Here is a 26,008-nt window from a genome sequence, read left to right on the forward strand (position 1 = left end):
GTAAATTTCTCAAAAGCTAATACCAAAAAAGGGGCTGTTATTTCCTGCTGCAGTTCTCCTGGTAGTATTGAAGTGCCTGTCTTAAAACATCCTGTATCTTACCGAGGGGCATGTTTGTTGTTTCATTCATAACACACGACGATGAAGGGGTAGTGGAACAAGCAGGCGTTTCCCTGAAATATCCGAGGGTGATCAGGTAAATAGGCAATTCATCCGGGTTGCTGGCGGAAAGGTAGCCACGGTTGACCATTTTCCCTCCGCATGCTATGATCAGCATAACCACGGTACTCAGGCTTAATACGATAGCAACTTTTTTCATACCACATTTTTACTAAAGACGAACGGGTACGAAAAAAGTTGCACGGAGGGCCGGAATATTTTTACTGGATAAATTTATCTTTTCCAGAGACGCTGTATGGTAGCGGGTGAACGTTGTTCCAGGAGTATCGTGTGGCCGTCGCTGAGTTCTTCCAGCAGGCCGGTTTGGTAATAACGTACGGTAAGCAGTTCCAGTCCTTCGTTGTAAACGATTTTGAACTGTTCGTGGAGCGTTTTGATCAGGAGTTCTATCTTCTCCGGGTTATTATCTATACAGCAGGAGAAATTGATCGCCCCGTTCTGCATCAGGTTAATTTTCACCTTCAGCCCGTGGAAGATCTCATAGATATCGCTGATCTTATCTTCAGTAATAAAAGAATAGTCTTTGGAGGTAATATTCAGTAAAACCTGGTTCTTTTTCAGCACAATGATGGGGGGCAGCTGTTTTACATCTGCGGTTTCCTTGATCACGGTACCGGGCAGGTTTTTATCCAGGAAGCATTTCACCAGCAGGGGGATCTGCTTGTTCTGGAGTGGTTTAATGGTTTTCGGGTGAATCACCTGGGCGCCATAGTAGGCCATTTCTATCACTTCGCCGTAGCTGATCTCCGGTATATTCACGGTGTTGGGGAACAGCTTGGGGTCGGCATTTTTTAGTCCTTCTACATCTTTCCAGATGGTTTGGCTTTCGGCGTCGAGCATATTGGCGAAAACGGCGGCAGAGTAATCGCTGCCTTCCCTGCCCAGGGTAACGCTTTCGTTCTGGTCGGTGCTGCCTATAAAGCCCTGTGCAATCACAATATTGGTGCTGTTGAACAGGGGAACCACTTTTTCGGTTACCTGCCGCTGGGTGTAGGGCCAGTCTATATTGGCGTCGCGGAAGTTATCGTCTGTCCGGAAAATATCCCTTACGTCCAGCCAGGTATTGTGGATGCCTATGCTGTTAAAGAAAGCGCTTACAATGGAAGTGCTGAGCAGTTCACCCAGGCCAACCAGCTGATCGTAATAGTAATCGTAGGTGCGCAGGGGTTTTTCGCCCAGCGTCCATTCTGCTTCGGTGAAGAATTGCTGCAGCTGGATAAATAAAGGATGATCCTTTGTTCCCAGCAGGGCCTCGGCTACATTTACGTGTTGCTGCTCGATGTTAAAGAGGAGTTGCGCGGCGATTTCCCTTTTACGCAGGAAAAAGTTCTGTGCTACTTTTTCCAGCTCATTGGTTGTTTTGGCCATTGCAGAAATAACAATGAGGAGTTTCTCGTCCGGAAATGACTGTACAATCTGAGCCACCTGCCGGATACGTTCAACACTTTCTAAACTTGCGCCACCAAACTTGAAAACCTTCATATGATAGTTTATCTTCTTTTAAAAAATTATTTGGCAAAGTAAGACAAGTTTAGAATTGTTTTAAAATCTGTTTGCAGATAAATGACAGTTCTGTTAAAATAGTTTCAATTGACTAAATTCGCCCATACAACCTAACGTTATGAATCTTAAGCAAAAAGTAATGACACTGGATGAATTTACTATCCAGGAGTTACGGAATTACCCGGGAGCCACCGGTCAGTTATCCGGTTTACTGCGTGATATCGGTCTCGCTGCTAAAAGGGTAAATGTGGAAGTAAATAAAGCGGGTATTGCTGATATCCTGGGAGAAGCCGGCAAAACCAATGTGCAGGGCGAATCAGTAAAGAAGCTGGATGAATTTGCCAATGAGCAGTTCATTGATGCACTGGAAACCAGTATTTACTGCTGTGGCGTGGCCTCAGAAGAAAATGAAAACTTCATCCCTTTTCATGATGAGCATTCCAAAAAATCGAAATATGTGGTGTTGATGGACCCCCTGGATGGTTCCGGCAACATTGATGTGAATGTATCCATTGGTACCATTTTCTCCGTATACCGCCGGCTTACACCGGAGGGTTCGGAGTGTGAGCTGGAGGATTTCCTGCAGCCGGGCACCAAGCAGATAGCCGCCGGGTATATCATTTATGGATCTTCTACCATGATGGTATACGCCACGCGCCGCAGCGTGCAGGGCTTCACCCTGGACCCGTCTATCGGGGAGTTCTGCCTGTCGCACCCCAACCTGAAATGCCCGCCCGACAGTGATATTTTCTCCGTAAATGTGGGTTATTACCACTTATATGAGCATAAAATCCGTAAGTCGATTGATCATTTCATGGCGAGGAACGAAAATGACCGTATTTACCGTCACCGGTTTGTAGGCTGTATGGTGGCTGAAATACACCGTACCCTTATCCAGGGTGGTATTTTCATGTACCCGGCTTTTGGTAAGTACCCGGCCGGCCGTTTAAGGCTTTGTTACGAGTGCAATCCCATGTCGTTTATCATGGAGAAGGCCGGCGGCGTGGCCATGGCTAACGGCAAACAGCGCCTCCTGGAGCTGAAACCCGTACAGCTGCACCAGCGGATGGCCATTTTTATAGGGTCCAAAACAATGATGGACACCTGGCAGCGGATCATGAACGAGTAAGCGTAAAAAAATAATATAAAAAACGGTGTATAGCGGATACAAAATATCCTTTATACACCGTTTTTAATTTCTGGCACCCGGCTTGCTAAACCTGGCCTGGTTTTAATAGTCTTATTAGTACTCTTTATTCATTTTTAATTATTAACCATTTTATTTCTATGTCGATTTTGAAGAACCAGCGGATCATTGCGTTATTAGTCGCCCTGTTGGCCGTTTTCCAGGTTAGCGCGTGTTCACGTGCCACCCATGCGGCAGACAGCAGTAATGCAGGTGCCAGCATGGATGACCAGATCCTGTACTACACCAACAAGTTCCGTCAGTCGAAAGGGTTGAAGCCTTTACAGCTGGATGCCACCATCAGCCAGCAGGCGCGCCGCCACAGCCGGGATATGGCCAACGGCAGCACCGGTTTTGGTCATGAAGGATTTGAAGAGCGCGTGGCCAACGTTTCCAAAAAGATGGGCCGCGTAGCCAGCGCTGCTGAAAACGTAGCTTATGGCACTCTTGATGCGGAAGCCGTAGTAAATGGATGGATCAAGAGTCCGGGGCACCGTAAAAATATGCTGGGCGATTATACGCTCATTGGTATCGGCACCGCGGATAAAGGGAGGATTACCTTCTTTACGCAGGTGTTTATCAAGCAGTAATTAAAGCGAAGGGGACGGCCGGTGGCTGTCCCCTTCGCTTATGCGCTCTTTTTTTTCGCATTCTTTCTGTAATTTGGCGGCATGGAAAAGAAAAAGATCATTGAGGTAAGTAACCTGGTAAAAAAATACGGGGAGTTTACCGCGGTAAAAGGAATCAGCTTTGAAGTGTTTGAAGGAGAGATCTTTGGCCTGCTGGGCCCCAATGGCGCCGGTAAATCCACTACCCTGGAAATTATTGAAACCCTGCGGGAAAAAACAGCCGGCAAAGTGATGGTAGGAGGTTATGACCTCGACAAAGACCCTAACGATATCAAGAAGATCATTGGCGTACAGCTCCAGAGTTCCGGCTATTATCCCGGACTGAATCTCACAGAACTCATCGAAATGTTTGGCGGCCTGTATAACCAGCCCGTGGAGCCTATGAAGCTCCTGGGGATGTTTAACCTGGAAGATAAGGCCAAAGCAAAATTCAAAGAACTTTCCGGCGGTCAGAAGCAACGTTTTTCCATTGCCACTACGCTGATCAATAAACCACAGATCATTTTCCTGGATGAACCCACTACCGGTCTGGATCCGCAGGCCCGCCGCAATTTGTGGGAGCTGATCCAGCAGGTGCGCAGCCAGGGCACCACCGTGGTGATCACCACGCATTATATGGATGAAGCAGAATTCCTCTGCGACCGTTGCGCCATCGTCGACAGCGGTCTTATTATCGCTATCGACTCACCGGATGCATTGATTGATAAACTGGTATCTTCCGGTTTTGAAAGAAAGAAAGAAGTGAAGAAAGCAAACCTGGAAGATGTGTTCATTCACCTCACAGGAAAAGACTTACGCGAAGAATAAACCAACACATAACGGATGGAATCACTGAAATATCCTATTGGCCGCTTTGAACCATTACCGGACTACACGCCGGAAATGCTGCGGGGATTTATTAACGACATCCGCTATTTGCCCCAGCTGGTGGAAATTGCTGTGCAGCAACTGGACGAATACCAGCTGCAAACACCTTACCGCCCGGAAGGGTGGACGGTAGCACAGGTAGTACATCACCTGGCCGACAGCCACATGAACGGATATACCCGCATGAAGCTGGCCCTCACAGAAGAACAGCCGGTAATAAAACCTTACGAGGAACAACTGTGGGCGGAACTGCCTGATGTGAAATTTACGCCGGTAAATGTATCTATCACCCTGCTGCATGCCCTGCACAACCGTTGGGTAAGTTTAATGGAGCATTTATCTGAAGCCGGGTGGGAACGTACTTTTGTACATCCTGCCAATGGTACCAGGCATAATCTGAAAACCCATGCCGCCAATTATTCCTGGCATGGTAAACATCACCTGGAGCATATCCTGCGCCTGAAAGAACGAATGGACTGGTAAAGCATTGTTATTATGAATATGGACTGGAAATTACTCTCATCGGAATATCTTTTTAAAGATGCCTGGCTTACTGCACGTATAGATACCTGCGAAACGCCTGCCGGCAAAATAGTAGCGCCCTATTACGTACTGGAGTACAACAACTGGGTAAACGGCCTGGCGCTCCGGGAAGACGGGCAGGTGATCATGATCCGGCAGTTCCGGCAGGGAGTAGGCAAAACATTGCTGGAAATTCCCGGTGGTACTATGGACCCCACTGATCCGGATCCTTTATTTGCCATGAAACGGGAGATGCTGGAAGAAACCGGGTACGCATTTAAAGAATGGGTGTCGCTCGGCACTATTGCGCCTAACACTGCTTCCAGTAACAACTACACGCATATGTTCCTGGCAATGGGAGGAGTGAAGGTGCAGGACCAGCAACTGGATCACAACGAAGATATTGAAGTGGTGATTATGCCGCTGGAAGAACTACAGCAACTGTTACTGGATAACAAAATAGTACACAGTTTGCATACCACCTGTATCTTTTACGCGTTGCTGTATCTTGGTAAAATGACGATGAAATAACTTACATCACTTCTGCCACAATAAAAAAGCTACCACAAACGAGGATCATATCATCCGGCTGGGCATGTTGCCTGGCCGCCTGCAGGGCTGCCTGAACAGAGGCATAAGCATGGCCCTGTAGCCCGCTGGCAGCCGCCATTTCGGCCAGCGCCACTTCGTCCATCGCGCGGGGAATCTGCGCTTTACAGAAATAATAATGCGCAGTAGGCGGGAACAACGGCAGCACTTTTTCTACTTCCTTATCTTTCACAAATCCTACTACAATGTGTAACTGCTGGTAATTAACATGTCCCAGTTGTTGCATCACTTCGCGGATGCCGGCTTCATTGTGGCCCACATCCAGTACGGTGAGCGGATGCCGCTGAATAACTTCCCAGCGGCCTCTCAGGCCGGTTAGTTTCTTTACATGCGATAACGCCTGGGTGATGTGATCCCAGGTGATGTGCCAGCCATTTTGCTGTAATATTTTTACCGCCGACAATACGCCCATCACATTTTTTTCCTGGTACCGGCCATTCAGATCCAGTTGTAAACGGCGCATCTGCTGTTGGCGTGTATCCAGTAACGTTATAGTGAAGTGATTGCTTTCAATGGCGCCGGAAGCTTCCATCCATTCCTGGTCTGCGAAGTGAATGGGGGCATTCAGCGCATGGGCGGTATTGATAAATACGTCCTGTACTTCAGACTGTGTTTCGCTGACCACCACCGGTACACCGGCTTTGATGATCCCGGCTTTTTCACCGGCAATTTGCGGGAGGGTATCGCCGAGGATATTTTTATGATCATAGCTGATATTGGTGATCAGCGATAGTTCGGGTGTAATCACATTGGTGCTGTCCAGCCGGCCACCGAGGCCCACTTCAATGATGGCAATGTCCACCGCTTCCTGCTGGAAGTAGCGGAATGCCATGGCTACGGTGAGTTCAAAAAAAGACGGCTGGATGTCTGTAATGTGTGTGCGCATCTGTTCAGTGAAATCCACCACAAAATCTTCCGGTACCATTTGCCCGTTGATGCGGATACGTTCCCTGAAATCCAGCAGGTGGGGAGACGTATATAATCCTGTTTTGTAACCGGCCTGCTGAAAGATAGCTGCCAGCATGTGGCTGGAAGAACCTTTCCCGTTGGTACCGGCTACGTGTATGGTTTTAAAGCTGTGTTGCGGTTGATCCAGCTTATCCAGCAATGCAATGGTGTTATGCAGGTCTGTTTTAAATGCACTGGCGCCCACCCTGGTAAACATGGGCAGCTGTGCATACAGATAGTCCAGCGTTTCTTTGTAAGAGGTCATATCAGTAATTGTTAACCACCGGGCAATCCAACTGGCGGTTACGCTTCTTAAAGAGGCCACCACCGCCCTCACCCCGTTCGAACATGCTTGAATTTAAGCGCAAAGCTACGAAAGCATTTGCACGGTCTACATGTTTTTGAAAGAGGTTCGTAAAAATTGTGCTGGAACCAATCAGGAGGGGGCCTATGCGGATGCCTGCTCCTACATCGGCCTGGCCGTTGCGGTTAATAGTGAATGGCATATAGGCGCCAAACAGGTAGGTTTCATAGCGTGGCGTAATATTGAATTGCGTTAAAGCGTATGTTTTGGAGACATCGCGGTTGCCGGCAGTTAAGGCAATAACGGCATGTGCGCTGATAAAAAAGCGGTTGTCGATATTATAATCGCCCATCAGGTTGAGCGCTGTGGGCAGCATCATATTAAAAGTAGAGTCGGTGCCCAGTGGCGTGAAATAATTATTGAGCCGGCGGGCGTATTGCTGCAGGCTTTCTTTGTTCTGGTACTGAATTTCTTTTGGTACTACATTATCTTTCACCAGGCTAAGGTTGGTGTTGGTAGGAGACCGGTTATATTTTATCCTGCCGATGTCGGTAATGGAAGCGCCTATACGAAATTTGTAGTCGTCTGCGTCAGAGTTTTCAGAAGCCCCGAAGCCGCCGTTATCCGGGAGGTATTCGTAGATCACTCCGATATCTGCGCCGATGCCATTGTTCTGGAACAGCTGGAGATTTTTTTGTGCGGGCGACTGCCAGTCGTCCAGTTCCTTATTATACCCGTAATACAGGGTACCACTGGTAATAGTGGCATTGCTGGAAGAGTTCAGTCTGAAGTTGGCATCTTTTACAGATGCGTAACCTGCGGCTACACCACTGAGCAGTTTCAGGGTAACGCCGGCTTTCCAGCGGCCGCTGTAGGTTTCCTTGATAGTGCGCGCATAACTAAAGCCCAGTTCATGCCAGATGTGGGAAGAAACGCCTGCCTGCGGGATACTCAAATTTTTGTTGACATAGCCCGGGTTGGGAAAATCCACTCCAAAGAAATTAGCGATGGGCGTGGTGATGTTACCACCGCTGCTGCTGCTGCGCATACGCCATACAAAGGAAACAGATTGTTTTTCATCGATGGCATATAATACAGATGGTAATACAATTTCCGCCATTTCCCAGCCCATTTGTTTCCTGTTGGCGCCTTCATCAAGGAAGTAGTCGCGGTTCCGCACGAACGAATCAGGTCTGTTAAACAGTAAGGATTTTGGACCGCTTACATAAGTGTTGCCAACGTTTACATCTGCACCAATAATGTTTACATCCCATTTATAGCGATAACCGGCTGCACTGGCCGGGTTGGAGAATACTCCATAAATACCCGCGTAGTTACTGTTATTGTAACCCGGGAAAGTTTGAGCCACAGCGGCTTGCATCAGCACGAGCAATATTGCGGTGCCGGAAAAGATACGGTTAAGTTTTACAATCATCGTTGGCGATAAAAAATAGGTTCCTCGAAATGACACAAAAAGTTTGCTCTTGTCAGTTTTTACAATCATAGGTAGAGATGTAGGAACGAATCAAATTTTTGGATGAAGCTATGCCGTTTCGGATCAGTTCCTGGTCCGATAAATAAAACAGCTTCTTTAAAAATCTGTATATATTATTTACTCTGCTTATTCTGCTTTGAAAAAGAAGCGTATCACTCCAAACTGCTCTTCCGGCGCGTCTGGGTTAGCATTGTATTTCAGTTGTCCGCTGGAGGCAGCCTTTTTGGCTATCTCAATCAGGCGGGGGTTACTGATAGTAGATCCTTTCATACTAAAAGTGGCGGAAGTCACATTTCCCTTTTGATCTACTTTTATATTGATGGCTACATAGCCTGTTTCGGTGCCGTCGTAAGTAACCTGTGGTCTGCCGATGAGGCTTCTGCCGTTCAGGTGGAAATCGGAGCGTCCGCCGCCGAGTCCACCGCCCGTATATCTGCCGCCGTTAGGGTTACCACCCAATTGGCCACGATCGCCGGGTTTGCCGGTATTACCTTCTCCTGTAGCGTTATTGGAGCCATTGGCGCTGTTACCGCTGTTGGCACTGTTGCCGGTGCCACCCGAAAATACTGCCTTTGGTTTTGGTGCGGGAGGTGTTGGCGCCGGTGGCGTTTCTGCAGGTTTCTTTGTAGGTTTTACAGGTTTTGGTTCTAATTTCTTTGGAATTTCTTTTGGTTTCTCTACCGGCTTTTCCGGTTTTTTTATTTCCGGTGCATCTTCTTCATCCTGGGTGGCAATGTCTTGCTGAGGCTCGGTGTTGGCCGGAGCGGTAGCAGCCGGACTTTCGGCAGCTGCTGGTTCAGGCGCTGCTGCACTGGGCGGGTTAGGGTTTAATGGTTGTTCATCTCCCATGCCATCGTCGGAAGTACCCAAATTCACTTCCATGCCCAGATCCTGATCCGGTAACGGGGGAGGTGCAGAAAAACCGGTAAATACCAGCGCCACTAACAGCAATGCATGCACGCCGATAGTGATCCCTAAAGCCTGTATATTTTTTTTACCGTTTTTTTCCTCCATGATAACCTTATTGAGTGCCTGTTCGGGCCAAAGTTAATGTTTTGATCCAGAAAAAATAATCGCTCATCAAAAGATGAATTCCGGATCTTTGCAAAAACTGTGCTGTTAATCCAATTATAGTAAATTATTTTTCACCGATTTTATGAACCTTGCCAGACAAACGATCCGTCTTTATCAAAATGCTTATACTGGTCTTGCTCCTGCTACCTGGTGGTTGTCGCTTGTATTGCTGATCAACAGGAGCGGAACGATGGTCATTCCCTTTATGACCGTATATCTCACGCAACATCTTCATTTCAGTATTGCCCAGGCAGGCCTGGTAATGGCCTGTTTTGGTACCGGTGCCATCGTTGGCGCCCTTTTGGGCGGATGGCTGTCTGATAAGATCGGTTTCTACCAGGTACAGTTCTGGAGTCTTTTCTCTAACGGATTATTGTTCATTTTATTGGGTCAGATGCGCACCTTTGAGCAAATATGTGTCTGCGTATTTGTGATGAGTTCTGTGGGTGATGCCTTCCGGCCGGCCAACAGTATTGCTATTGCCGCCTACAGCCTGCCGGAAAACCGTACCCGGTCGTATGCGCTGAACCGGTTGGCGGTAAACCTCGGATGGTCGGTAGGTCCCGCTGTTGGCGGTATCCTTGCCAGCTTCAGCTACCAGCTGCTTTTCTGGGTAGATGGCTTCACCTGTATGCTGGCCGCCATCCTGATGCGGATTTTCCTGCCACCGGTACCGGCGCCGCCAAAGACAGCCAAAACAGCCGTAAAGAAAGAGGATAAGGTATGGAGGGATCATATTTACCTGTGGTTCCTGCTTTTTGCTACCGTGAATGCGATCTGCCTGTTCCAGTTTTCCAGCATTGTGCCTTTATATTTTAAAGAAGTGATGCACATGGAAGAATGGGCAATTGGTTTGAATATGTCTGTGAACGGAATCCTGATTGCACTGGTGGAAATGGTGATGGTATACCGCCTCGACGGGAAAATGCCTAACCTGTCCTTTGTGGCCCGCGGCGCTATGATGGTTTGCTTCTCCTATATGTTACTTTGTTTCCTGCCGCCGGTATGGGCGTTGGCGGTGGTGTTTATGGTAGTAATCACCTTCGGGGAAATGTTTTGCCTCCCCTTTATGAACAGTTTCTGGATCGGCAGGAGCCTGGACCATAACCGCGGGCAGTATGCCGCGCTGTATACCATTTCGTATTCCCTGGCCAATATTGTATCGCCTACAACAGGGGCTTTTGTGGTGCAGCATCTTGGGTTTAAGCCGTGGTGGGGGATTACAGCGCTGGGGTGCGTGTTGTCGGGCGGCGGGTTTTTATGGTTGCAGAAGAAAGTAGGACGGGCAGCCTGATTATTTGAGATATTGTCCAACACTTTACCATTATTGCCACATAATCGCTAATTTTGCAGAGAAATTAGTAAAATTGGTTAATGAAAGTAATTCAATTTACTGTCCCCGTTGCCGATGAAGGTGCTGTAGTAATACAGGAAGATATCCTCCCTTACTTCTATAATTACCTGCATCGTCACAAAGAGGCGCAGGTAACACTTATTATAAAGGGAGAAGGCACCCTGATTGCCGGGAACTATACCCAACCATTCAAGGCCGGAGATATTTATGTGATTGGCGCCAATCAACCCCATATGTTTAAAGGGGATGCCCGGTATTTTGAAAATTTACAGGAGAAGAATATCCACGCCATCCATATCTTTTTCGATCATGAACATGCACTACAGGGTTTATTTTCCCTGAAAGAGATGGACTCCGTAAGGAAGTTCCTGCAACTCACCGCCAACAGTTTGCAACTGCCTGCTGAATACGCGGAGAAAACAGCTACAGATATATTAAAGATTTCCCGGCTCAGCGGTGCAGAAAGATTACTGGCGTTTGTGGGCATGCTGGTGTATTTCTCCAAACAGGTGAAGGACTGGAAGTCGTTATCCACGGGGTTTTCCCGGCACTCCTACAGCGAGTCGGAAGGGCTGCGGATGAATGATATTTACCAGTATACGCTGGAGCATTATGCAGAAAATATTTCGCTTGGACAAATTGCCAGCGTGGCACATCTTACTACCTACGCTTTTTGCAAATACTTTAAAAAACATACGCGCAAAACCTACCTTGAATTTCTGAACGAGATCAGGATCAATGTGGCGTGCAAGAATATTATCAACGGGGATTTCGACAGCATTGCAGCAGTAGCATATGCTACCGGATATAATAACCCCATCACCTTTAACCGGGTATTCAGAAAGGTGACGGGCATGTCGCCTTCCGCTTATGCGAGGCAATACCGCTTTGCGGAAGAACTAAAGTAGCAGCAACCCCATTAAAGCCCGCCTCTAATAAAGGCGCCACCTGCGAATGCTGGCCGATCACATCGTTATTATTCTCTTTGATGCAGGCTTTATCACGACCTTAAAAAACCTGGAAGATCTGTTAACCACTTTATCGCAGAAATAATAAACCGAAAGATCAACAATCTAAAAATAAAAGTTATGAGAACAATCAATCCGTGGATCAACTTCAATGGGAATGCCGAAGAAGCATTCACTTTTTACAGATCTGTTTTTGGCGGAGAATTCACCAGGGTCATTCGTTTCAAGGACCTGGCAAGCGATGAATTTCCGGTACCGGAAAAGGAAGCAAATAAAATAATGACCATCGCTTTGCCTCTTGGCAAACACAATGTGTTAATTGCCAATGATGTTCCTGAATTTATGGGACGGGTAAACGAAAATGAGAACAGGTCGAAAATTTCAGTTAGTGCAGAAAGCCGTGAAGAAGCTGACAAAATATTTAACGGATTATCGGCAGGCGGAGAAGTAGAGGGGCCTATTGGTGACAGTCCGTGGGGTACGTACGCCGGAATGTTTAGAGACAAATATGGTATTGAATGGATTGTAGAGTTTGACCCGGCTTATAAGGGGTAAGGTTAACAGTGTCCTTTCGTTGGCGCACCTGCTGTATGTGCAGCATCTGTAGCACCCAGGCAAAGAGGCTACCCCTTTTTGAGACAGCCTCTTTTTTTAATGTGCTTTATTATTTTCAGTGAGCAAAGTCGCTCATATAATCACCGGTAATACGCTCCATCGGAGGATTAAAGTAACCGAATTTCAGATCCGGGAATTCTTCGTGGATCAGTTCCTGTAACTGTTTTATCCCTAAGCATTCTCCTGTTTCCGTTACGCCCAGTTTACCGAGGTACCAGTCGGGATCAATATTGAAATTACGCCACTGGATCATATTCAGGCCGGTTTCCCGGATCAGTTTACGCAGTGCTTCATATTCATCTGCGCTGTCTGTCATGCCCGGAAATACGAAGTAGTTGATGGACGTCCAGCCGCCGAATTCACGCACTACTTTCAGGCTTTCGATGATGTCTTCAAAAACGTAGTTGTTAGGGCGGTAATACGGAGTGTAATATTTTTCCTGTGCGGAGTTCAGGCTTACGCGGATACTGTTCAGGCCTGCTTCACACAAGGCTCTTACGGCATCCGGTTTGCTGCCGTTGGTGTTGATATTGATACTGCCTTTTGGCGTATGTTTACGTATTTCCAGGATGGATTCGCGGATGGTTTCCCACATCAGCAGCGGTTCGCCTTCACAGCCCTGTCCGAAGCTAACGATAGGGAAAGGAGCTGATTCCAGGTGAGGTACGGTGTACTCCACAATTTCCTCCGCGGTTGGTTTAAAGCGCAAACGATCCTGTGTAGAAACAATGCTTTCTTCTTCCGGCTGGAATGAAATGCATCCAACACAATTGGCATTACATGCAGGAGAGGAAGGAATAGGGCATTCCCATCTTCCCATAAAATAATTACGCGCGGCAGGACACTCATAAGTGAGTGCGCAATTTTCCGCGAGATGCTGTACCAACCTGTTATGCGGGTATGCTTCCACCAGGGTTTTTACGCCCTGCTTTACCTTTTTATCATCAAAGCCCGCGCATTCCTGGCGGATATCTGCTTCAATACGGGTGGCGGGTACATAAAATTTACCATCCAGCCAGCCTACTGCGGTATAGCAGAACAGCGGCAGGGTAGGAGCGTCCGGCATGGTTTCGTAGGCAGCCAGGTAAAAGCCGGTATGCGCCGGCGGTATAAATGCGGCTACGGCCCATCCTTTATCACAAAGCTGCATATCGCCGGTGGTGGCATTGATACCAATACCCCGGCGGCCGGGCAACTCATACAAATTACCTCCTTCCGGTAATTCAATCCATTCATCTGCTTCTACCGGCCACGCATCCCAGCCGCTACGGCCGGTTACATGCATGGTAGTATCTTCAAAAATATTACCGTTACCGTCTGAGTATAATATGTAAGGTGTTTGTTTTAGCATTTTTTGTTTTTATGTTATTGAACCCTGCTCCGGAAAAAATCATTCAGTGCTTCCCTTTGTGCTGCGCCTGGTTCATCCAGTATTTCCAGTTGCAGAATCTTATTGTTCTTAAAGTCTATTGTGAGCAGATCGTTCCGCAAAATTACGTTATTCAGTTCGTTCCAGCCAACCAGCCTTTTTGAGAAGGTAGTGGGCAGGGTAATCCCGGTGGTATCCATTTTTACGTAAGAAGGTTGGAAAATACGGTATTCCATCCAGCCTACGTAGGCGAGCCCGGCGCCTACCAGGAACAGCAGCAATGCGGTAACCGGGTTGAGGTGCGACAAGAAATACAAACTGCCGGTAAGACAAATGAGCGCTTCTATCATCCGTGCTACGGTGTTGGCTTCGGTAAATTTCTTAAACCTTCTCATGGTAAAAGGGAAGCCAATGCACAATACGCCTATTACCAGGAAAAAAAACACCAGGAACCAGTTAGGTTGCGGACTGCGGTAAATACCGATCGCGTTAAACAGGAACAGTATGCCGGTAAGCCCATGCATTACCGGGAGCAACCGGATTCTGCTGGGGGTATTCGGATGCAGGATGCGCAAACTATGCATGAACAGGAATGTGAGATTAAGAATTAGAACTGATCAACAGGTTGCAAAGTTTGAACAACACGCGGGCGCCTACGTTGGCATCCCATTCGTCGTGTGAAGTGCTTACTTCGTTCAAATCAAAACCGATCAGTTTTCTACCGCTTTCGAGTACTTTTTTAAAGAGATAGTATACCTGTTCTGCTTCAAAACCGCCTGCTACCGGGGTGCCGGTATGCGGGCATAATTTCGGATCCAGTCCGTCGATATCAAAACTGATATATACCTGTTGTGGTAAAGCAGCTACAATGCTGTCGCAGATAGCTTTCCAGGATTCTCCTTCAAATTGTCTTTCCTTGATTTGTTTATCAAAGAAGGTAACTACGCGGCCTTCGCTGTTATTGATATAATCCACTTCTTCTTCGCAGTAATCGCGGATGCCTACCTGTACCAGTTTAGAGAGCTGCGGTACTTCTGCCAGCGCATTAAACATAATAGAGGCGTGGGAGTATTTGAATCCTTCGTATGCATCACGGAGGTCGCAATGGGCATCGATCTGGAGGATACCAAATTCGCCCTTGTGTTCACCGATTGCTTTGAAGAAGCCGAGTGGCGTACTGTGGTCGCCGCCCACCAAACCGACGAGCTTACCTTTTTCCAGGAGCGCTTTGGTTTGGGTGTATACCCATTCATTCATGGCCCTGGTACCGTTGCTCACGTCTACCAGTGTTTTTTTCAGGAATTCATTTTCAGAAATATCTCCCCCTTCGGTCAGGAATTTCAGGTACAGCTCTGCTTCCTTGCGCAGGTAATCGCTGCGCAGCAGGAGGTGCTTGTCTGGTTCCCGCATGTAGAAACCCTGTTTCCAGCCGTCTTTTACATCTGCGTCGTACAGGTCTACCTGGAAGGAAGCCCTGAAAATATGTTCGGGGCCGCGGGCCGTACCATTATTATAGGAAACGGTTACTTCCCAGGGAACAGGTAATAACACCAGTCTTGCCTCTTCTTCGGAAAAAGGTAAGCCAAAAACGTTGTTGGACAGCAGGCCAACCGAGTTAGGGTCAAATTGAGATAAATCTGCCATGATAAAGTCGTACTTTTCTAAATTCCGCGCAAAGATAGGATTATGTTTACTTACAGCCGTCCTTCTCATAAAAAGAATTGCCTTTTATATAAAATTTGTCGGAAGAAGGTCATTTTGACTTAATTTTGCCGATTAATCGGAAACAAATAAAGTAAGGCAAAAAGGAAGGAATAGTAGAAGCGGCGTTGGTAAAGGGTTTTTGCAGCTTGTGTCTAATCAATAGGGAAGATAATTTTCATATGAAAAAAACAAATATTATTCTGCTGGTGGTAATTGCGGTGGCAATTGGAGTGATAGTGACTATGGTGGGTGATTTCAGTACCTATGAAACTTTCGCAACAGCCCGTGAGAAAGAAGGGAAGGAGTTTCACGTAATTGGTAAACTCGATACCCTGAAAGCAATGAGCTACGATCCGGCTAAAGATGCCAACCTGTTCAGCTTCTATGTCCACGATAAAACCGGGGAATCCCATAAAGTAGTTTTCTACGGCGCCAAACCTACCGACTTTGAAAAAGCCGAATCCATTGTACTGACCGGTAAAATGGAAGGCTCAGAATTTCACTGCAGCAAAATACTGATGAAATGTCCTTCCAAGTATAAGGACGACCAGGTTGCAGTAAGCAACAAACAGATATAATTAGCTATATGTATATGATTGTCGTCGTAGGATGATCTATGCCACAATATTCACATCTCTCAGAGGAATTTTATGAAGTTTGTAGGGGAACATTTACTGCCGGGCCAACTAGGCCACTTCTTTGCCATACTGGCATTTGTAGCATCTATGGTAGCCACTGTGGCTTATTATAATGTAGTTAAAGGAAAAGAACCCCTGATCAGGGATTCCTGGAAACGACTGGCACGCTGGTCTTTCATTATCCAGTCGGCCGCCGTAATAGGTGTATTTACCTGCCTGTACTTTATCCTGTATAATCACTATTTCGAATATAAATACGCATGGCGCAATACTTCCCGCGACCTGCCTATTCAATACCTGCTGTCCAGCCTCTGGTCCGACCAGGAAGGCAGCTTCCTGCTGTGGAGCATCTGGAACAGCATCCTGGGGATTTTCCTGATCCGCACTTCCAAAAACTGGGAAGCGCCGGTAATGACCATCTTTTCTCTCGCACAGCTGATTATGGCCAGCATGCTGCTGGGTATTTTCATCCTGGGTTATAAAGTGGGCAGCAATCCTTTCATGCTGTTGAGGGAAGCGCCTGAAAACCAACTGGCGCCTATCTTCCAGACAGCAGACTATATGCAGCATATCCACGACGGAAACGGATTGAATGTTACGTTGCAGAATTACTGGATGGTGATCCACCCACCAGTACTGTTCCTGGGTTTTGCTTCCATGATCATTCCATTTGCTTTTGCGTTTGCCGGTTTATGGACAAAAGACTACACCGGCTGGGTAAAACCGGTACAACCCTGGGGATTGTTTGCCATTATGATGCTGGGAACCGGTATTATGATGGGCGCTGCCTGGGCCTATGAATCGCTCAACTTCGGCGGTTACTGGGCATGGGACCCGGTAGAAAATGCGTCGCTGGTACCGTGGCTTACCATGGTGGCAGGCGTGCATACGCTCCTGGCTTATAAAGCCACCGGGCACTCGTTGAAATCTACCTTCTTCTTCTTCTTTATTTCCTACGTACTGATCCTGTATTCCTCTTTCTTAACAAAGAGCGGCGTATTGGGCGATACTTCCGTACACTCCTTTACCGATATGGGTATGAGCGCACAGCTGTTGATTTCCATGCTGGTATTTACGGTTCCGGCCATCGCCCTGCTGATTGTACGCAGAAAGGAAATTCCTTCTGTAAAGAAAGAAGAGAACAGCTACTCCCGCGAGTTCTGGCTGTTTGTGGGTTCGCTGATCCTGCTGATTGCAGCCATCCAGATCACCTTCACTACTTCTATTCCCGTATGGAATAAATTACTGAGTCTCACCGGGCTGAAGTCTGCCTTCAACATGAACGATATTGCGCCGCCATCTGACAGTATTTTCCACTACAATAAAATCCAGATCTGGATTGCGATTGTACTGGGCGTATTAACGGCCATCGTGCAGTTTATGCGGTACAAGGATACCCCGCGTGGCGAGATCACAAAGAAACTGCTGGTACCTACTATTGTAACCATCTTATTAACGGCGCTGGTGGCCTGGAAAGGCACTATCACCTACGATAAATACGGTGCAGGTTTTCTCACAGCTATTTACCTGATGTTGTTTGCCAGCATTTATGCAATTGTGGGCAACTTCTTTTATATTTTCTCCGGTCTGAAAGGCAAGCTGAAAAACGCAGGCGCCTCTGTAGCACATATCGGTTTTGGTATGGTGTTGCTGGGTGTGCTGATTTCCTCTGCCAAAATGGAAGTGATTTCGCTGGACCGCATGAAGATGCTGGGCGATGGCATTTTCACAAAGGAAAGCAAACAGAATCCGCGCGAAAATATTATGCTGCCGAAGGATGTACCGGTGGAAATGGGCGACTATCACGTTACCTATACCGGTGATTCCGTAGCGCAGGGAGATCCCAAAACATATTACGTAGTGCATTACGAGAAAAAGGATAAACAAACCGGCAAGGCGCTGGAGCGTTTCACCCTTTATCCTGATGCGTTTGTGAATAAAAAGGAAAATGCTTTGTCGTCTAACCCGGCTTCCAGGCATTACCTGACAAAAGATATCTTTACCTATGTATCTGCCGCGCCTAACCGCGATGAAGCCGCACAGGCAGATACCACGCCTTATGTGACCCATGAAATGAAACAGGGCGACTCGGTATTCTTCTCCAAAGGATTTATTGTGCTGAAAGGATTAAACACCAAACCGGAAAGCCGCAACTACATTCCGCAGAATGGCGACCTGGCCGTAGGTGCAGAGTTGGAGGTATACACACAAACAGATGATCACTTCAAGCTGCAGCCGATCTACTTTATCCGCGACAGCAGCTACCAGTACAGCGTGGAAGATACGCTGGCACCGCTGGGACTGAATGTACGGTTCTCGAAAATTATGCCCGCGGAGAATAAAATAGAACTGAAAGTAAAAGAAGCAGCCGGCTTCAATGATTATATAGTGATGAAAGCGCTGATATTCCCTTACATCAACGTGCTGTGGCTGGGTATCATTATTACCGTGATTGGTACCGCCATGAGTATTTATCAGAAAGTAAGAAGAAGATAACTGCAGATATTTTTTTTAGAAAGAATCCTTCAATGGCGTGGCTGTTGAAGGATTTTTTATTAATTAAATAACCGGCGGGGCTGCGGCATTTCAGAATTCTTATCTACATTTAGCTGGAATAAATATCCTTATGATGCGTAGGTGGTTGCGTATATCCCTGATCGTTATAGCCACAGCTTCCGTGGTGTATCTTCTTGGCCCCAAACCGGCGGAACCGGTTTATGAACACAATCTGCCGGCAGTACCGGCTGCAGGCCCCGCCCTGGAAGCATATATAAAGCATAAAGAAGCCGCGCACCGGCTGAAACCCGATAATGAAGCGCGTATTGTATGGCAGGATTCCGGGTTTCATAAAACGCCTTATTCCGTGGTATACCTGCATGGCTTTTCCGCCAGCCAGGAAGAGGGGAACCCTGTACACCGCAATTTTGCCGCGCGTTATGGGTGTAACCTTTACCTGTCGCGGCTCGACGGGCACGGGATTGACACCAGCGATCCGCTGCTGCATATGACGGCAGCAGGTTTGTGGAAAGACGCAGAAGAAGCGTTGAGCATAGGCAAGGCGCTGGGCGACAAGGTGATCCTGATGACCACCTCCACCGGCGGCACGCTGGCACTGAAGCTGGCAGCGGCGTATCCCAATGATGTATATGCCATGATCAATATGTCGCCCAATATTGCCATCAACGACAACCTGGCCTTTCTTGCCAATAACCCCTGGGGGTTGCAGCTGGCCAGAACGGTGAGTAAAGGTGATTTCAGGCGGAGTGATGACAAGAACCCGGAAACCGCAAAGTACTGGTACAATGATTACCGCCTGGAAGCGGTGGTGCAACTGCAAAACCTGCTGGAGTCCAGCATGGTACCAGCAACGTTCAAAAAAGTACATCAGCCGGTGCTGAACCTGTACTATTATAAAGATGAACTGCACCAGGATAAAACGGTGCGGGTGGCCGCCATCCTGGAGATGGAAAAGCAGCTGGGCACACCGGATTCTTTAAAGGAGGCCATGGCTATTCCGGGCGCCGGCAACCATGTAATGGGCTGCGCGCTTACAGGACACGATATCCCCGCGGTGGAAAAAGCGATAGATAATTTCGTAATGAATAAGTTACATATGAGGCCGGTGCGATAACACTTTTTAGTTAACCCGGATTCTGAAATCTTTTATAACTTGTGGTAACATTCTATCTATAAGCAACGTTAAGTTAACTATGCGTATCCGTATTAAACAGATCATCGTTTCATTATTCCTGGCACTGGGCATATCCCTTTGTCACACGGAGGCGATGGCCCAGGAGGCGCATGGTGCGGATGTAATACCGTTGCATGCCATGATAGTGGGACGTGATACCGTTCCGGTAATTACCCTGGCCATATTTGATGTAGTGGCTAAAATGCCAAAGGCGTTGCGTAAGGAACGCGAGCGCTGGAGCCGTTTACGCAATGCGGTATATGTAACCTATCCTTTTGCCAGATCGGCGGCGAAGGTGCTGAAAGATGTGAACACCCGTATGGCTACCATGAATAAAAGGGAACGTAAAGCCTTCCTGGCCAGCAAGGAAAAAGAACTCAAAGCCCAGTTTGGCGATAAACTCGAAAACCTCTCCGTTTACCAGGGCAAAGTACTCATGAAACTGATCGACCGCGAAACAGGTCAGAACTGCTTTGAAATCATCAAGGAACTTAAAGGCGGCTTTAATGCCCGTGTATGGCAAACCGTTGCTTTCTTTTTTGGAGGCAACCTGAAAAGTGATTACGACAAGCAGGAAGACCGCGACATCGAGGTGATTGTACAGGAGCTGGAAATGTACCAGCAATTCCGCGCCTATAATTAATTGGGCTATCTTCGTAATATTCGCCTGTCATGAAAAAGGGCTTATTATGAAAGCAAGGATCTCACTTATCAGCTTATTATTTATTTCTGTTGGGGCAGCGGCACAGGTAGCCGATGACGATCCCGTGTATGTACTGGACAGCGTGGTAGTAACGCAGGCCGCCATCGGGCAGGTTTCGCCCGACCGTATTGGCGTGATCACCATTGCCAAAGGCGCCAAAGCCGTGCTGAAGTACGGCAGCCAGGCGGAGAACGGCGTGGTGTATATAGAAACCAAACCCTTTGCCCGTAAAAGGGTGAATGCCTTATTGAGCAGTGAATCCCCCGCATATGACAGTTTGTTGCGTAAATACGGCAACGACAGCAGCTTTTACTTCATCGTAAATGGGAAACCGGTTACTCCTACCAATGAAACCGGTTTGATGACTGTAGACCGGAAAACTTTCCGCTCCGTAAAGGTTATTTCCGACAAGGAAGTACAGGATAAGTACCAGGTGATGGACCGCAAGGCCGGGATCGTTATCACCAGTTCAGAAGATTAAATATTTTCCCATCTTTGCACCTCAATTTACAGCATATGAAACTAGATATACTGGCTATAGCGGTGCACCCGGACGATGTGGAGCTGGGGTGCGCCGGCACACTGATGGTGCATGCACGGCAGGGAATGAAGGTAGGCGTGGTGGATCTCACCCGCGGGGAACTGGGCACCCGGGGCACCCCGGAACTGCGTGAGCAGGAAGCACAGGCAGCGGCGAAGATCATGGGACTGGAAGTGAGGGAGAACCTGGGGCTTGCTGACGGCTTTTTCAGAAACGATACCATGGAGCAAATGGCGATCATTACGGCGATCCGGAAGTACCGCCCGGACATCGTGCTGGCCAATGCGATGGACGACCGTCATCCTGACCACGGAAGGGCCGGCAAACTGATTGCCGACAGCTGTTTCCTGGCGGGATTAAGAAAAGTGGAGACTATGGCAGATGGACAGCCGCAGGAAGCGTGGCGTCCGAAGCAGGTTTTTCACTTCCTGCAGGACCGTTATCATGAGCCGGATTTTGTAATAGATATCAGTGCCGTGATGGAACAGAAGCTGGATGCGATTAAAAGCTTCAGTTCGCAGTTCCTGGCGCCGAAAGACCATGAGCCGCAGACTTACATTTCCGGTTCGGGCTTTTTCGACAGTGTTATTTACCGTGCAAAGATGTTGGGTAAGATGGTGGGGGTGGAGTATGCCGAGGGGTATACTTCTGCTAAAATGATCGGTATCCGGAATTTTGCGGATATGATCAGTGAAACTACCTGATTACATACCTGGGATATACCTGGAAGTGGCTGTGGACATGCTTAGGAGTAGCCTTTGACATGGAGTAATGGTGGAGGTGACGTGGAGGGGACGTGGACTTGATCTGGAAACCTTTTACTGTATTGGGTTAGCGGGGATTTTGATAACGCTGGTTATTCACCTGGAAGCGATTGGGAGACGATAACGGAATTATCCGGTATGGTTTCCCAATCGTTTTTTAATGATAAAATATGAGTAAGGTGAAAGATAATAAAAGTTAAGGGGGCAGGAGTGCAGTCCGGTCGCATCAGTACCTACCGGCATATAAAAGTCCGACCCCACTTTGGGGTGTTTTCAGAAACGGTCAATGGGACCCGCTAAACACTAAATGAACAGATCTCGGGTAGCGTCAAATTCATCGTGTTTGATGATGCTGTTTTTAATAAACGGGATCAAAGCAAGTCCAATCGTGATAACCACCAGTAAAAAGTATTTTTTCTTCATTTCCATGCTAAATTGATTAAAAAAAGTCCACTTATATAACTAAATAACGTGCCAAATTGTTACAGAAATAGCATAAAAATGTTAAGTCCGGAACATTTTTTTTGCTTATAGTTGCCGTGTTCGTTGTTACCCGCTCCACCGCAGTGAAAAGCCACATATATAGAGAAACTCAATACCACATTTTTAAAATCTATTTGATTAATAATGAATGTAATGTGATCTTTGCGGCGTCAAAGAATAAAATCATTAGTCTGTAAATCAAAAAGAGAATTAGTTATTATGAAAAATGTTATCTTATCCGTAGGGTCAGAGTTTCCCGAATTCAAAAAAACGGCTGTAGTATCAATTGAAAAAGGTAAAGAATTTTATGAATTGTCTTCTGAAGAACTGAAGAACTCCGGCAAATGGATGGTGATGTTCTGGTGGCCTAAAGACTTTACTTTTGTATGTCCTACTGAAATAGCTGAATTTAACAAACATGCGCAGGATTTTGCTGATCGTGATGCGGTGTTGATCGGTGCATCTACTGACAGTGAGTTTGTACATGCTGCATGGAGAAGAGATCATGAAGATTTACGTGGCCTGCAGTTCCCTATGCTGGCTGATACTTCCAAATCCCTTGCTACTGAGCTGGGTATCCTGGAAGCCAATGAAAAAGTGGCTTACCGTGCTACCTACATCGTAGACCCCCAGGGTATTGTACGTTGGGTTTCCCTGTACGACCTGTCTGTAGGCCGTAGCGTGAAAGAAGTACTGCGTGTACTGGATGCCCTGCAAACAGATGAGCTGTGCCCTTGCAACTGGACTAAGGGTGAAGCTACGCTGACTGCTTAATTAATCAAGTCATTTACTGTTTTATTAGGAAGAAGGTTGTTCTGCCGGGATAAACATGGCAGGACAGCTTCTTCTGCTAATAAAATTATTAAATAAAAAAATTACATATTATGTTTGCAACTACAAATCAGGATACGGCTGTTCAATTACTGGAAGCGGTAGGGTTAGCGGCAGATTCGGTTTCAGGAAAACTGCAATCCCTTGTAAATGTGGATGCGCGGTACCTGAAGGATCTGAAGATCAATGTATCCAATTCGCTGGCGGCAGCTACCTTGTCGAAGAAAGAGGCGTATATGATCGGGCTGGCTGTGGCGGTGAATGAGAAGCATGCGGATCTGCAGGCATCGTTTGAGAAGCTGGCGGTGCAGGAAGGAGCAACGGACAAGGAGATTGCAGAGGTGATCAGCTGTACTTCCCTCATGAGTGCCAATAACGTATATTACCGTTTCAGGCATTTTGTGAACAAGGAATTTTACACCACTACACCTGCAGGCATCCGGATGAGCATTATGGCGAACCCGGTATTGGGGAAAGAATTTTTTGAGTTACTGAGCCTGGTGGTATCTGCATTGAACGGATGTGAAATGTGCGTAACTTCGCACGAAGAAGCGTTGCTGAAACATGGAACGGATCAGCAAAGAGTATTGGAATCGGTAAGATTAGGAGCCGTTTTACGTAGCCTGATCGTACTGTTGTAAAAAATATTTTTCGGCAAAAGACAGATGTAAATTTGCCTGATAACCGAATGGTTATCAATATTTTGCATTGTGTTCACTTATTAAGAAGCCGCTTTTTACGAGTGACTTTTATGCATTTGTGAATAAATTCATTTAATAATATTTGCAAAATCCATAAATAAATTGGACTTTTGCATTCCTAAATTTTTAGATCATGGCAAGAGTATGTCAGGTGACAGGAAAGAAGCCGATTACAGGTCACCATGTTTCCTTCTCCAACATTAAGACGAACAGAAGGTTTCTTCCTAACCTGCAAAAGAAACGTTTTTTCCTGGCAGAAGAGGACAAATGGATATCATTGAAAGTTTCTGCTGACGGTTTAAGAACCATCAACAAGAGAGGTTTGTATGCAGTTGTGAAGGAATTGCGTGCAGCTGGTCAGGCAATCTAATTCTAAGACTCACTTAATTTGTAATACACAATGGCAAAAAAAGGTAATAGAGTGCAGGTAATTCTGGAGTGCACAGAGCACAAAGCTTCTGGCCAACCCGGAACTTCCCGTTACATCTCTAACAAGAATAAGAAAAATACTCCTGAGCGTCTGGAGTTGAAAAAGTACAATCCTATTTTAAGGAAAGTGACTGTACACAAAGAAATTAAATAAGTAATTGTTAATGGTGAAATGGCTGTATTAGCATACTGCCAATTAGCCATTGGACCATAAAAACAATAGAATACCATGGCAAAAGTAGCTTCAAAGAACGCGAAAGTAAAAGATACTAAAGCAGCAGCTGAATCAAAGGTATGGACCAAGGTTATCAGAGCTATCCGCTCTCCTAAAACCGGTGCTTATACTTTTAAGGAAGCAATCGTGCACAAGGATAAGATCCAGGAGTACATGACCCAAAAGTAATTCGGCTTTACTAATAATACTGAAAGGCTGTCCTGTTAAGGGACAGCTTTTTGCGTTTGTGCGGAGGTTGTCTCACTCATGATTAAACTGATTACACTGATTTCGCTGATTTTACTTTTGGATTTTTTTTGATTTCAAGATTCGGGGAGATATAAGCGGATATATTCGTTTATATCTCCCCAAATCCTTTAAAATCACAAGTGATCAAATCAAGGTAATCAGTGTAATCAGTTTAATCCGGAGAAAGACAAAACTCGCTTAAATCCGCGAATTTTCGCGTATTTTAGCACCCTAACGAAAAAACCGGAATGTACCGGACCCAATTAATCTAAATTATGAGCTTTTTCAATAAACTATTTTCCAGGGAGAAGAAGGAAAATCTGGATCAGGGTTTACAAAAAACCAAAGAGAGCTTCCTGAGTAAAATAGGACGCGCCATTGCAGGGAAGTCCACCGTAGACACCGAAGTATTGGATAACCTGGAAGACGCCCTTATTTCTGCAGACGTTGGTGTAGACACAACCGTAAAGATCATTGACCGCATAGAGCAGCGCGTGGCTAAGGATAAATACCTGGGAACCAGTGAATTGAACAGAATGTTGCAGGAAGAGATTGCAGCATTGCTGATAGATGCGCCGGATAGTGGCTTCCGTGATTTCGACATACCGGCTGGTAAGAAGCCTTACGTGATTATGGTGGTAGGTGTAAATGGTGTGGGCAAAACCACCACCATTGGTAAGCTGGCCTACAACTTTAAGAAAGCGGGTAAGTCGGTGATGCTGGGTGCGGCAGATACTTTCCGTGCGGCGGCTGTAGATCAGCTGACGATCTGGAGTGAAAGAGTGGGCGTGCCTATTGTAAAGCAGCAGATGGGATCCGATCCCGGCGCAGTGGCTTTTGATACGGTACAGAGCGGCGCAGCCAAAGATGTGGATGTAATTATTATAGATACCGCCGGCCGTTTGCACAACAAACTCCACCTGATGGATGAACTGGGCAAAATTAAGCGGGTGATGAAGAAAGTGATCCCTGACGCCCCGCATGAAGTACTGCTGGTGCTGGATGGCTCTACCGGGCAAAATGCGCTGGAACAGGCTAAACAGTTCACCGCTACCACAGAGGTAACAGCCCTGGCTATTACCAAACTGGACGGCACCGCGAAGGGTGGTGTGGTACTGGCCATTGCCAACCAGTTTAAGATACCGGTAAAATATATTGGTATTGGTGAGAAGATGGAGGATTTGCAGGTATTTAATAAAGAGTCTTTCGTAGATTCACTCTTTAGTGTAAATGCCTGATTTTCTGACTATTGTGAATGTTATTTATCAATCAGCATAAACCTTATCTAATATTTTACTTTAAGTAAAGGCAATCGGGCTCCAACAGGAGCCCGGCTCATTTTTTGATCAACATTAAAGCTCTTTGTTTGTAATTATAAAATCGCACTGCATTTATTAAATTTGGATAATTGTTCCCTTTTTGTACCCTTTTTAACAA

At 46.7% G+C, this 26,008-nt stretch carries 29 protein-coding genes; 20 read left to right on the forward strand and 9 right to left on the reverse strand.

Annotated features, from left to right (window positions below; all coding sequences use genetic code 11):
* Positions 1–37: 37 nt before the first annotated feature.
* Both PV783_RS14875 and PV783_RS14880 read right to left on the reverse strand, forming a co-directional pair.
* Positions 38–319 (reverse strand): hypothetical protein, encoded by a 282-nt coding sequence (locus PV783_RS14875; protein WP_111578777.1) that lies wholly within the window; start codon positions 317–319, stop codon positions 38–40.
* Positions 320–393: 74 nt separating this feature from the next.
* Positions 394–1,662 (reverse strand): aspartate kinase, encoded by a 1,269-nt coding sequence (locus tag PV783_RS14880; protein WP_420988565.1) that lies wholly within the window; start codon positions 1,660–1,662, stop codon positions 394–396.
* Between the two features lie 139 nt (positions 1,663–1,801).
* Between PV783_RS14880 and fbp the strand changes: the two genes are divergently transcribed.
* The 5 genes from fbp (at position 1,802) to PV783_RS14905 (ending at position 5,418) form a co-directional block, all read left to right on the forward strand.
* A complete protein-coding gene (gene fbp, locus PV783_RS14885) occupies positions 1,802–2,812 on the forward strand; it encodes a class 1 fructose-bisphosphatase (protein ID WP_079468106.1) in 1,011 nt (336 codons plus the stop codon).
* 158 nt (positions 2,813–2,970) lie between these two features.
* On the forward strand, positions 2,971–3,459 hold the full coding sequence (locus PV783_RS14890) for a CAP domain-containing protein (RefSeq protein ID WP_200817195.1): 489 nt from the start codon (positions 2,971–2,973) through the stop codon (positions 3,457–3,459).
* Between the two features lie 81 nt (positions 3,460–3,540).
* Positions 3,541–4,305 carry an ABC transporter ATP-binding protein gene (locus tag PV783_RS14895; RefSeq protein ID WP_079468105.1) on the forward strand — a complete coding sequence of 255 codons (765 nt, stop codon included), beginning with the start codon at positions 3,541–3,543 and terminating at the stop codon, positions 4,303–4,305.
* A gap of 15 nt (positions 4,306–4,320) precedes the next feature.
* Positions 4,321–4,848: a YfiT family bacillithiol transferase gene (locus PV783_RS14900; RefSeq protein ID WP_079468104.1), complete on the forward strand. Its 528-nt coding sequence runs from the start codon at positions 4,321–4,323 to the stop codon at positions 4,846–4,848.
* A gap of 12 nt (positions 4,849–4,860) precedes the next feature.
* Positions 4,861–5,418: an NUDIX hydrolase gene (locus PV783_RS14905; protein WP_420988566.1), complete on the forward strand. Its 558-nt coding sequence runs from the start codon at positions 4,861–4,863 to the stop codon at positions 5,416–5,418.
* Position 5,419: 1 nt separating this feature from the next.
* Here PV783_RS14905 and PV783_RS14910 read toward each other — a convergent pair whose 3' ends face one another.
* The 3 genes from PV783_RS14910 to PV783_RS14920 all read right to left on the reverse strand — a co-directional run bounded on the left by PV783_RS14910 (position 5,420) and on the right by PV783_RS14920 (position 9,257).
* Complete coding sequence (locus tag PV783_RS14910; protein ID WP_420988567.1) at positions 5,420–6,709, reverse strand: bifunctional folylpolyglutamate synthase/dihydrofolate synthase; 1,290 nt, start codon at positions 6,707–6,709, stop codon at positions 5,420–5,422.
* A 1-nt stretch (position 6,710) separates the two neighbouring features.
* Positions 6,711–8,183 carry a DUF5723 family protein gene (locus PV783_RS14915; RefSeq protein WP_420988568.1) on the reverse strand — a complete coding sequence of 491 codons (1,473 nt, stop codon included), beginning with the start codon at positions 8,181–8,183 and terminating at the stop codon, positions 6,711–6,713.
* Between the two features lie 186 nt (positions 8,184–8,369).
* Entirely contained in the window at positions 8,370–9,257 is an 888-nt protein-coding gene (locus tag PV783_RS14920) for a hypothetical protein (RefSeq protein WP_420988569.1), read from the reverse strand.
* Between the two features lie 142 nt (positions 9,258–9,399).
* Here PV783_RS14920 and PV783_RS14925 point away from each other — a divergent pair, with 142 nt between their 5' ends.
* From PV783_RS14925 to PV783_RS14935, 3 genes are all read left to right on the forward strand, one after another.
* Complete coding sequence (locus PV783_RS14925; RefSeq protein ID WP_079468099.1) at positions 9,400–10,611, forward strand: MFS transporter; 1,212 nt, start codon at positions 9,400–9,402, stop codon at positions 10,609–10,611.
* An 80-nt stretch (positions 10,612–10,691) separates the two neighbouring features.
* Positions 10,692–11,579: an AraC family transcriptional regulator gene (locus PV783_RS14930; protein ID WP_079468098.1), complete on the forward strand. Its 888-nt coding sequence runs from the start codon at positions 10,692–10,694 to the stop codon at positions 11,577–11,579.
* Between the two features lie 180 nt (positions 11,580–11,759).
* Positions 11,760–12,194: a VOC family protein gene (locus PV783_RS14935; RefSeq protein ID WP_079468097.1), complete on the forward strand. Its 435-nt coding sequence runs from the start codon at positions 11,760–11,762 to the stop codon at positions 12,192–12,194.
* 115 nt (positions 12,195–12,309) lie between these two features.
* Here the strand turns inward: PV783_RS14935 and PV783_RS14940 are convergent, their stop codons facing one another.
* The 3 genes from PV783_RS14940 to PV783_RS14950 are packed head-to-tail and all read right to left on the reverse strand — an operon-like array spanning position 12,310 to position 15,267.
* Positions 12,310–13,605, reverse strand: coding sequence for a radical SAM protein (locus PV783_RS14940; protein ID WP_079468096.1), 1,296 nt, complete (start codon positions 13,603–13,605; stop codon positions 12,310–12,312).
* Between the two features lie 14 nt (positions 13,606–13,619).
* On the reverse strand, positions 13,620–14,207 hold the full coding sequence (locus tag PV783_RS14945; RefSeq protein ID WP_111578770.1) for a hypothetical protein: 588 nt from the start codon (positions 14,205–14,207) through the stop codon (positions 13,620–13,622).
* A gap of 16 nt (positions 14,208–14,223) precedes the next feature.
* The gene (locus tag PV783_RS14950; protein ID WP_079469967.1) at positions 14,224–15,267 is read right to left on the reverse strand and encodes an agmatinase family protein; all 1,044 of its coding nucleotides are present in this window, start codon (positions 15,265–15,267) and stop codon (positions 14,224–14,226) included.
* Between the two features lie 239 nt (positions 15,268–15,506).
* Between PV783_RS14950 and PV783_RS14955 the strand changes: the two genes are divergently transcribed.
* The 6 genes from PV783_RS14955 to bshB1 all read left to right on the forward strand — a co-directional run bounded on the left by PV783_RS14955 (position 15,507) and on the right by bshB1 (position 21,604).
* The gene (locus PV783_RS14955) at positions 15,507–15,905 is read left to right on the forward strand and encodes a cytochrome c maturation protein CcmE (protein WP_079468094.1); all 399 of its coding nucleotides are present in this window, start codon (positions 15,507–15,509) and stop codon (positions 15,903–15,905) included.
* Between the two features lie 72 nt (positions 15,906–15,977).
* Positions 15,978–18,461: a cytochrome c biogenesis protein CcsA gene (gene ccsA, locus PV783_RS14960; protein WP_079468093.1), complete on the forward strand. Its 2,484-nt coding sequence runs from the start codon at positions 15,978–15,980 to the stop codon at positions 18,459–18,461.
* A gap of 133 nt (positions 18,462–18,594) precedes the next feature.
* Complete coding sequence (locus PV783_RS14965) at positions 18,595–19,596, forward strand: alpha/beta hydrolase (protein ID WP_235015870.1); 1,002 nt, start codon at positions 18,595–18,597, stop codon at positions 19,594–19,596.
* A 79-nt stretch (positions 19,597–19,675) separates the two neighbouring features.
* The gene (locus PV783_RS14970; protein ID WP_420988570.1) at positions 19,676–20,299 is read left to right on the forward strand and encodes a DUF4294 domain-containing protein; all 624 of its coding nucleotides are present in this window, start codon (positions 19,676–19,678) and stop codon (positions 20,297–20,299) included.
* A 46-nt stretch (positions 20,300–20,345) separates the two neighbouring features.
* Positions 20,346–20,840: a hypothetical protein gene (locus PV783_RS14975; protein WP_079468091.1), complete on the forward strand. Its 495-nt coding sequence runs from the start codon at positions 20,346–20,348 to the stop codon at positions 20,838–20,840.
* Between the two features lie 35 nt (positions 20,841–20,875).
* Positions 20,876–21,604 (forward strand): bacillithiol biosynthesis deacetylase BshB1, encoded by a 729-nt coding sequence (gene bshB1 / locus PV783_RS14980; protein ID WP_420988571.1) that lies wholly within the window; start codon positions 20,876–20,878, stop codon positions 21,602–21,604.
* Between the two features lie 363 nt (positions 21,605–21,967).
* Here the strand turns inward: bshB1 and PV783_RS14985 are convergent, their stop codons facing one another.
* Positions 21,968–22,093 (reverse strand): hypothetical protein, encoded by a 126-nt coding sequence (locus tag PV783_RS14985; protein WP_310009537.1) that lies wholly within the window; start codon positions 22,091–22,093, stop codon positions 21,968–21,970.
* Positions 22,094–22,378: 285 nt separating this feature from the next.
* Here PV783_RS14985 and PV783_RS14990 point away from each other — a divergent pair, with 285 nt between their 5' ends.
* The 6 genes from PV783_RS14990 to ftsY all read left to right on the forward strand — a co-directional run bounded on the left by PV783_RS14990 (position 22,379) and on the right by ftsY (position 25,809).
* Entirely contained in the window at positions 22,379–22,921 is a 543-nt protein-coding gene (locus PV783_RS14990) for a peroxiredoxin (protein WP_407641629.1), read from the forward strand.
* Between the two features lie 110 nt (positions 22,922–23,031).
* Entirely contained in the window at positions 23,032–23,619 is a 588-nt protein-coding gene (locus tag PV783_RS14995; protein ID WP_079468088.1) for a carboxymuconolactone decarboxylase family protein, read from the forward strand.
* A 193-nt stretch (positions 23,620–23,812) separates the two neighbouring features.
* Positions 23,813–24,049 (forward strand): 50S ribosomal protein L28, encoded by a 237-nt coding sequence (gene rpmB / locus PV783_RS15000; RefSeq protein WP_079468087.1) that lies wholly within the window; start codon positions 23,813–23,815, stop codon positions 24,047–24,049.
* Positions 24,050–24,079: 30 nt separating this feature from the next.
* Positions 24,080–24,262, forward strand: coding sequence for a 50S ribosomal protein L33 (gene rpmG / locus PV783_RS15005; protein WP_079468086.1), 183 nt, complete (start codon positions 24,080–24,082; stop codon positions 24,260–24,262).
* A 75-nt stretch (positions 24,263–24,337) separates the two neighbouring features.
* Positions 24,338–24,511 (forward strand): DUF4295 family protein, encoded by a 174-nt coding sequence (locus tag PV783_RS15010; protein ID WP_079468085.1) that lies wholly within the window; start codon positions 24,338–24,340, stop codon positions 24,509–24,511.
* Positions 24,512–24,846: 335 nt separating this feature from the next.
* The gene (gene ftsY, locus PV783_RS15015) at positions 24,847–25,809 is read left to right on the forward strand and encodes a signal recognition particle-docking protein FtsY (RefSeq protein ID WP_111578767.1); all 963 of its coding nucleotides are present in this window, start codon (positions 24,847–24,849) and stop codon (positions 25,807–25,809) included.
* Positions 25,810–26,008 lie beyond the last annotated feature (199 nt).

Source organism: Chitinophaga sp. CC14 (genome assembly GCF_048957795.1).
In the GTDB taxonomy this organism is placed as follows: Bacteria; Bacteroidota; Bacteroidia; order Chitinophagales; family Chitinophagaceae; genus Chitinophaga; species Chitinophaga ginsengisegetis.

Excerpts from the sequence above, each read along its gene's own strand:
- PV783_RS14875 (WP_111578777.1), bottom strand. The coding sequence starts at position 319 with ATGAAAAAAGTTGCTATCGTATTAAGCCTGAGTACCGTGGTTATGCTG.
- PV783_RS14880 (WP_420988565.1), bottom strand. The coding sequence starts at position 1,662 with ATGAAGGTTTTCAAGTTTGGTGGCGCAAGTTTAGAAAGTGTTGAACGT.
- fbp (WP_079468106.1), top strand. The coding sequence starts at position 1,802 with ATGAATCTTAAGCAAAAAGTAATGACACTGGATGAATTTACTATCCAG.
- PV783_RS14890 (WP_200817195.1), top strand. The coding sequence starts at position 2,971 with ATGTCGATTTTGAAGAACCAGCGGATCATTGCGTTATTAGTCGCCCTG.
- PV783_RS14895 (WP_079468105.1), top strand. The coding sequence starts at position 3,541 with ATGGAAAAGAAAAAGATCATTGAGGTAAGTAACCTGGTAAAAAAATAC.
- PV783_RS14900 (WP_079468104.1), top strand. The coding sequence starts at position 4,321 with ATGGAATCACTGAAATATCCTATTGGCCGCTTTGAACCATTACCGGAC.
- PV783_RS14905 (WP_420988566.1), top strand. The coding sequence starts at position 4,861 with ATGAATATGGACTGGAAATTACTCTCATCGGAATATCTTTTTAAAGAT.
- PV783_RS14910 (WP_420988567.1), bottom strand. The coding sequence starts at position 6,709 with ATGACCTCTTACAAAGAAACGCTGGACTATCTGTATGCACAGCTGCCC.
- PV783_RS14915 (WP_420988568.1), bottom strand. The coding sequence starts at position 8,183 with ATGATTGTAAAACTTAACCGTATCTTTTCCGGCACCGCAATATTGCTC.
- PV783_RS14920 (WP_420988569.1), bottom strand. The coding sequence starts at position 9,257 with ATGGAGGAAAAAAACGGTAAAAAAAATATACAGGCTTTAGGGATCACT.
- PV783_RS14925 (WP_079468099.1), top strand. The coding sequence starts at position 9,400 with ATGAACCTTGCCAGACAAACGATCCGTCTTTATCAAAATGCTTATACT.
- PV783_RS14930 (WP_079468098.1), top strand. The coding sequence starts at position 10,692 with ATGAAAGTAATTCAATTTACTGTCCCCGTTGCCGATGAAGGTGCTGTA.
- PV783_RS14935 (WP_079468097.1), top strand. The coding sequence starts at position 11,760 with ATGAGAACAATCAATCCGTGGATCAACTTCAATGGGAATGCCGAAGAA.
- PV783_RS14940 (WP_079468096.1), bottom strand. The coding sequence starts at position 13,605 with ATGCTAAAACAAACACCTTACATATTATACTCAGACGGTAACGGTAAT.
- PV783_RS14945 (WP_111578770.1), bottom strand. The coding sequence starts at position 14,207 with ATGCATAGTTTGCGCATCCTGCATCCGAATACCCCCAGCAGAATCCGG.
- PV783_RS14950 (WP_079469967.1), bottom strand. The coding sequence starts at position 15,267 with ATGGCAGATTTATCTCAATTTGACCCTAACTCGGTTGGCCTGCTGTCC.
- PV783_RS14955 (WP_079468094.1), top strand. The coding sequence starts at position 15,507 with ATGAAAAAAACAAATATTATTCTGCTGGTGGTAATTGCGGTGGCAATT.
- ccsA (WP_079468093.1), top strand. The coding sequence starts at position 15,978 with ATGAAGTTTGTAGGGGAACATTTACTGCCGGGCCAACTAGGCCACTTC.
- PV783_RS14965 (WP_235015870.1), top strand. The coding sequence starts at position 18,595 with ATGCGTAGGTGGTTGCGTATATCCCTGATCGTTATAGCCACAGCTTCC.
- PV783_RS14970 (WP_420988570.1), top strand. The coding sequence starts at position 19,676 with ATGCGTATCCGTATTAAACAGATCATCGTTTCATTATTCCTGGCACTG.
- PV783_RS14975 (WP_079468091.1), top strand. The coding sequence starts at position 20,346 with ATGAAAGCAAGGATCTCACTTATCAGCTTATTATTTATTTCTGTTGGG.
- bshB1 (WP_420988571.1), top strand. The coding sequence starts at position 20,876 with ATGAAACTAGATATACTGGCTATAGCGGTGCACCCGGACGATGTGGAG.
- PV783_RS14985 (WP_310009537.1), bottom strand. The coding sequence starts at position 22,093 with ATGGAAATGAAGAAAAAATACTTTTTACTGGTGGTTATCACGATTGGA.
- PV783_RS14995 (WP_079468088.1), top strand. The coding sequence starts at position 23,032 with ATGTTTGCAACTACAAATCAGGATACGGCTGTTCAATTACTGGAAGCG.
- rpmB (WP_079468087.1), top strand. The coding sequence starts at position 23,813 with ATGGCAAGAGTATGTCAGGTGACAGGAAAGAAGCCGATTACAGGTCAC.
- rpmG (WP_079468086.1), top strand. The coding sequence starts at position 24,080 with ATGGCAAAAAAAGGTAATAGAGTGCAGGTAATTCTGGAGTGCACAGAG.
- PV783_RS15010 (WP_079468085.1), top strand. The coding sequence starts at position 24,338 with ATGGCAAAAGTAGCTTCAAAGAACGCGAAAGTAAAAGATACTAAAGCA.
- ftsY (WP_111578767.1), top strand. The coding sequence starts at position 24,847 with ATGAGCTTTTTCAATAAACTATTTTCCAGGGAGAAGAAGGAAAATCTG.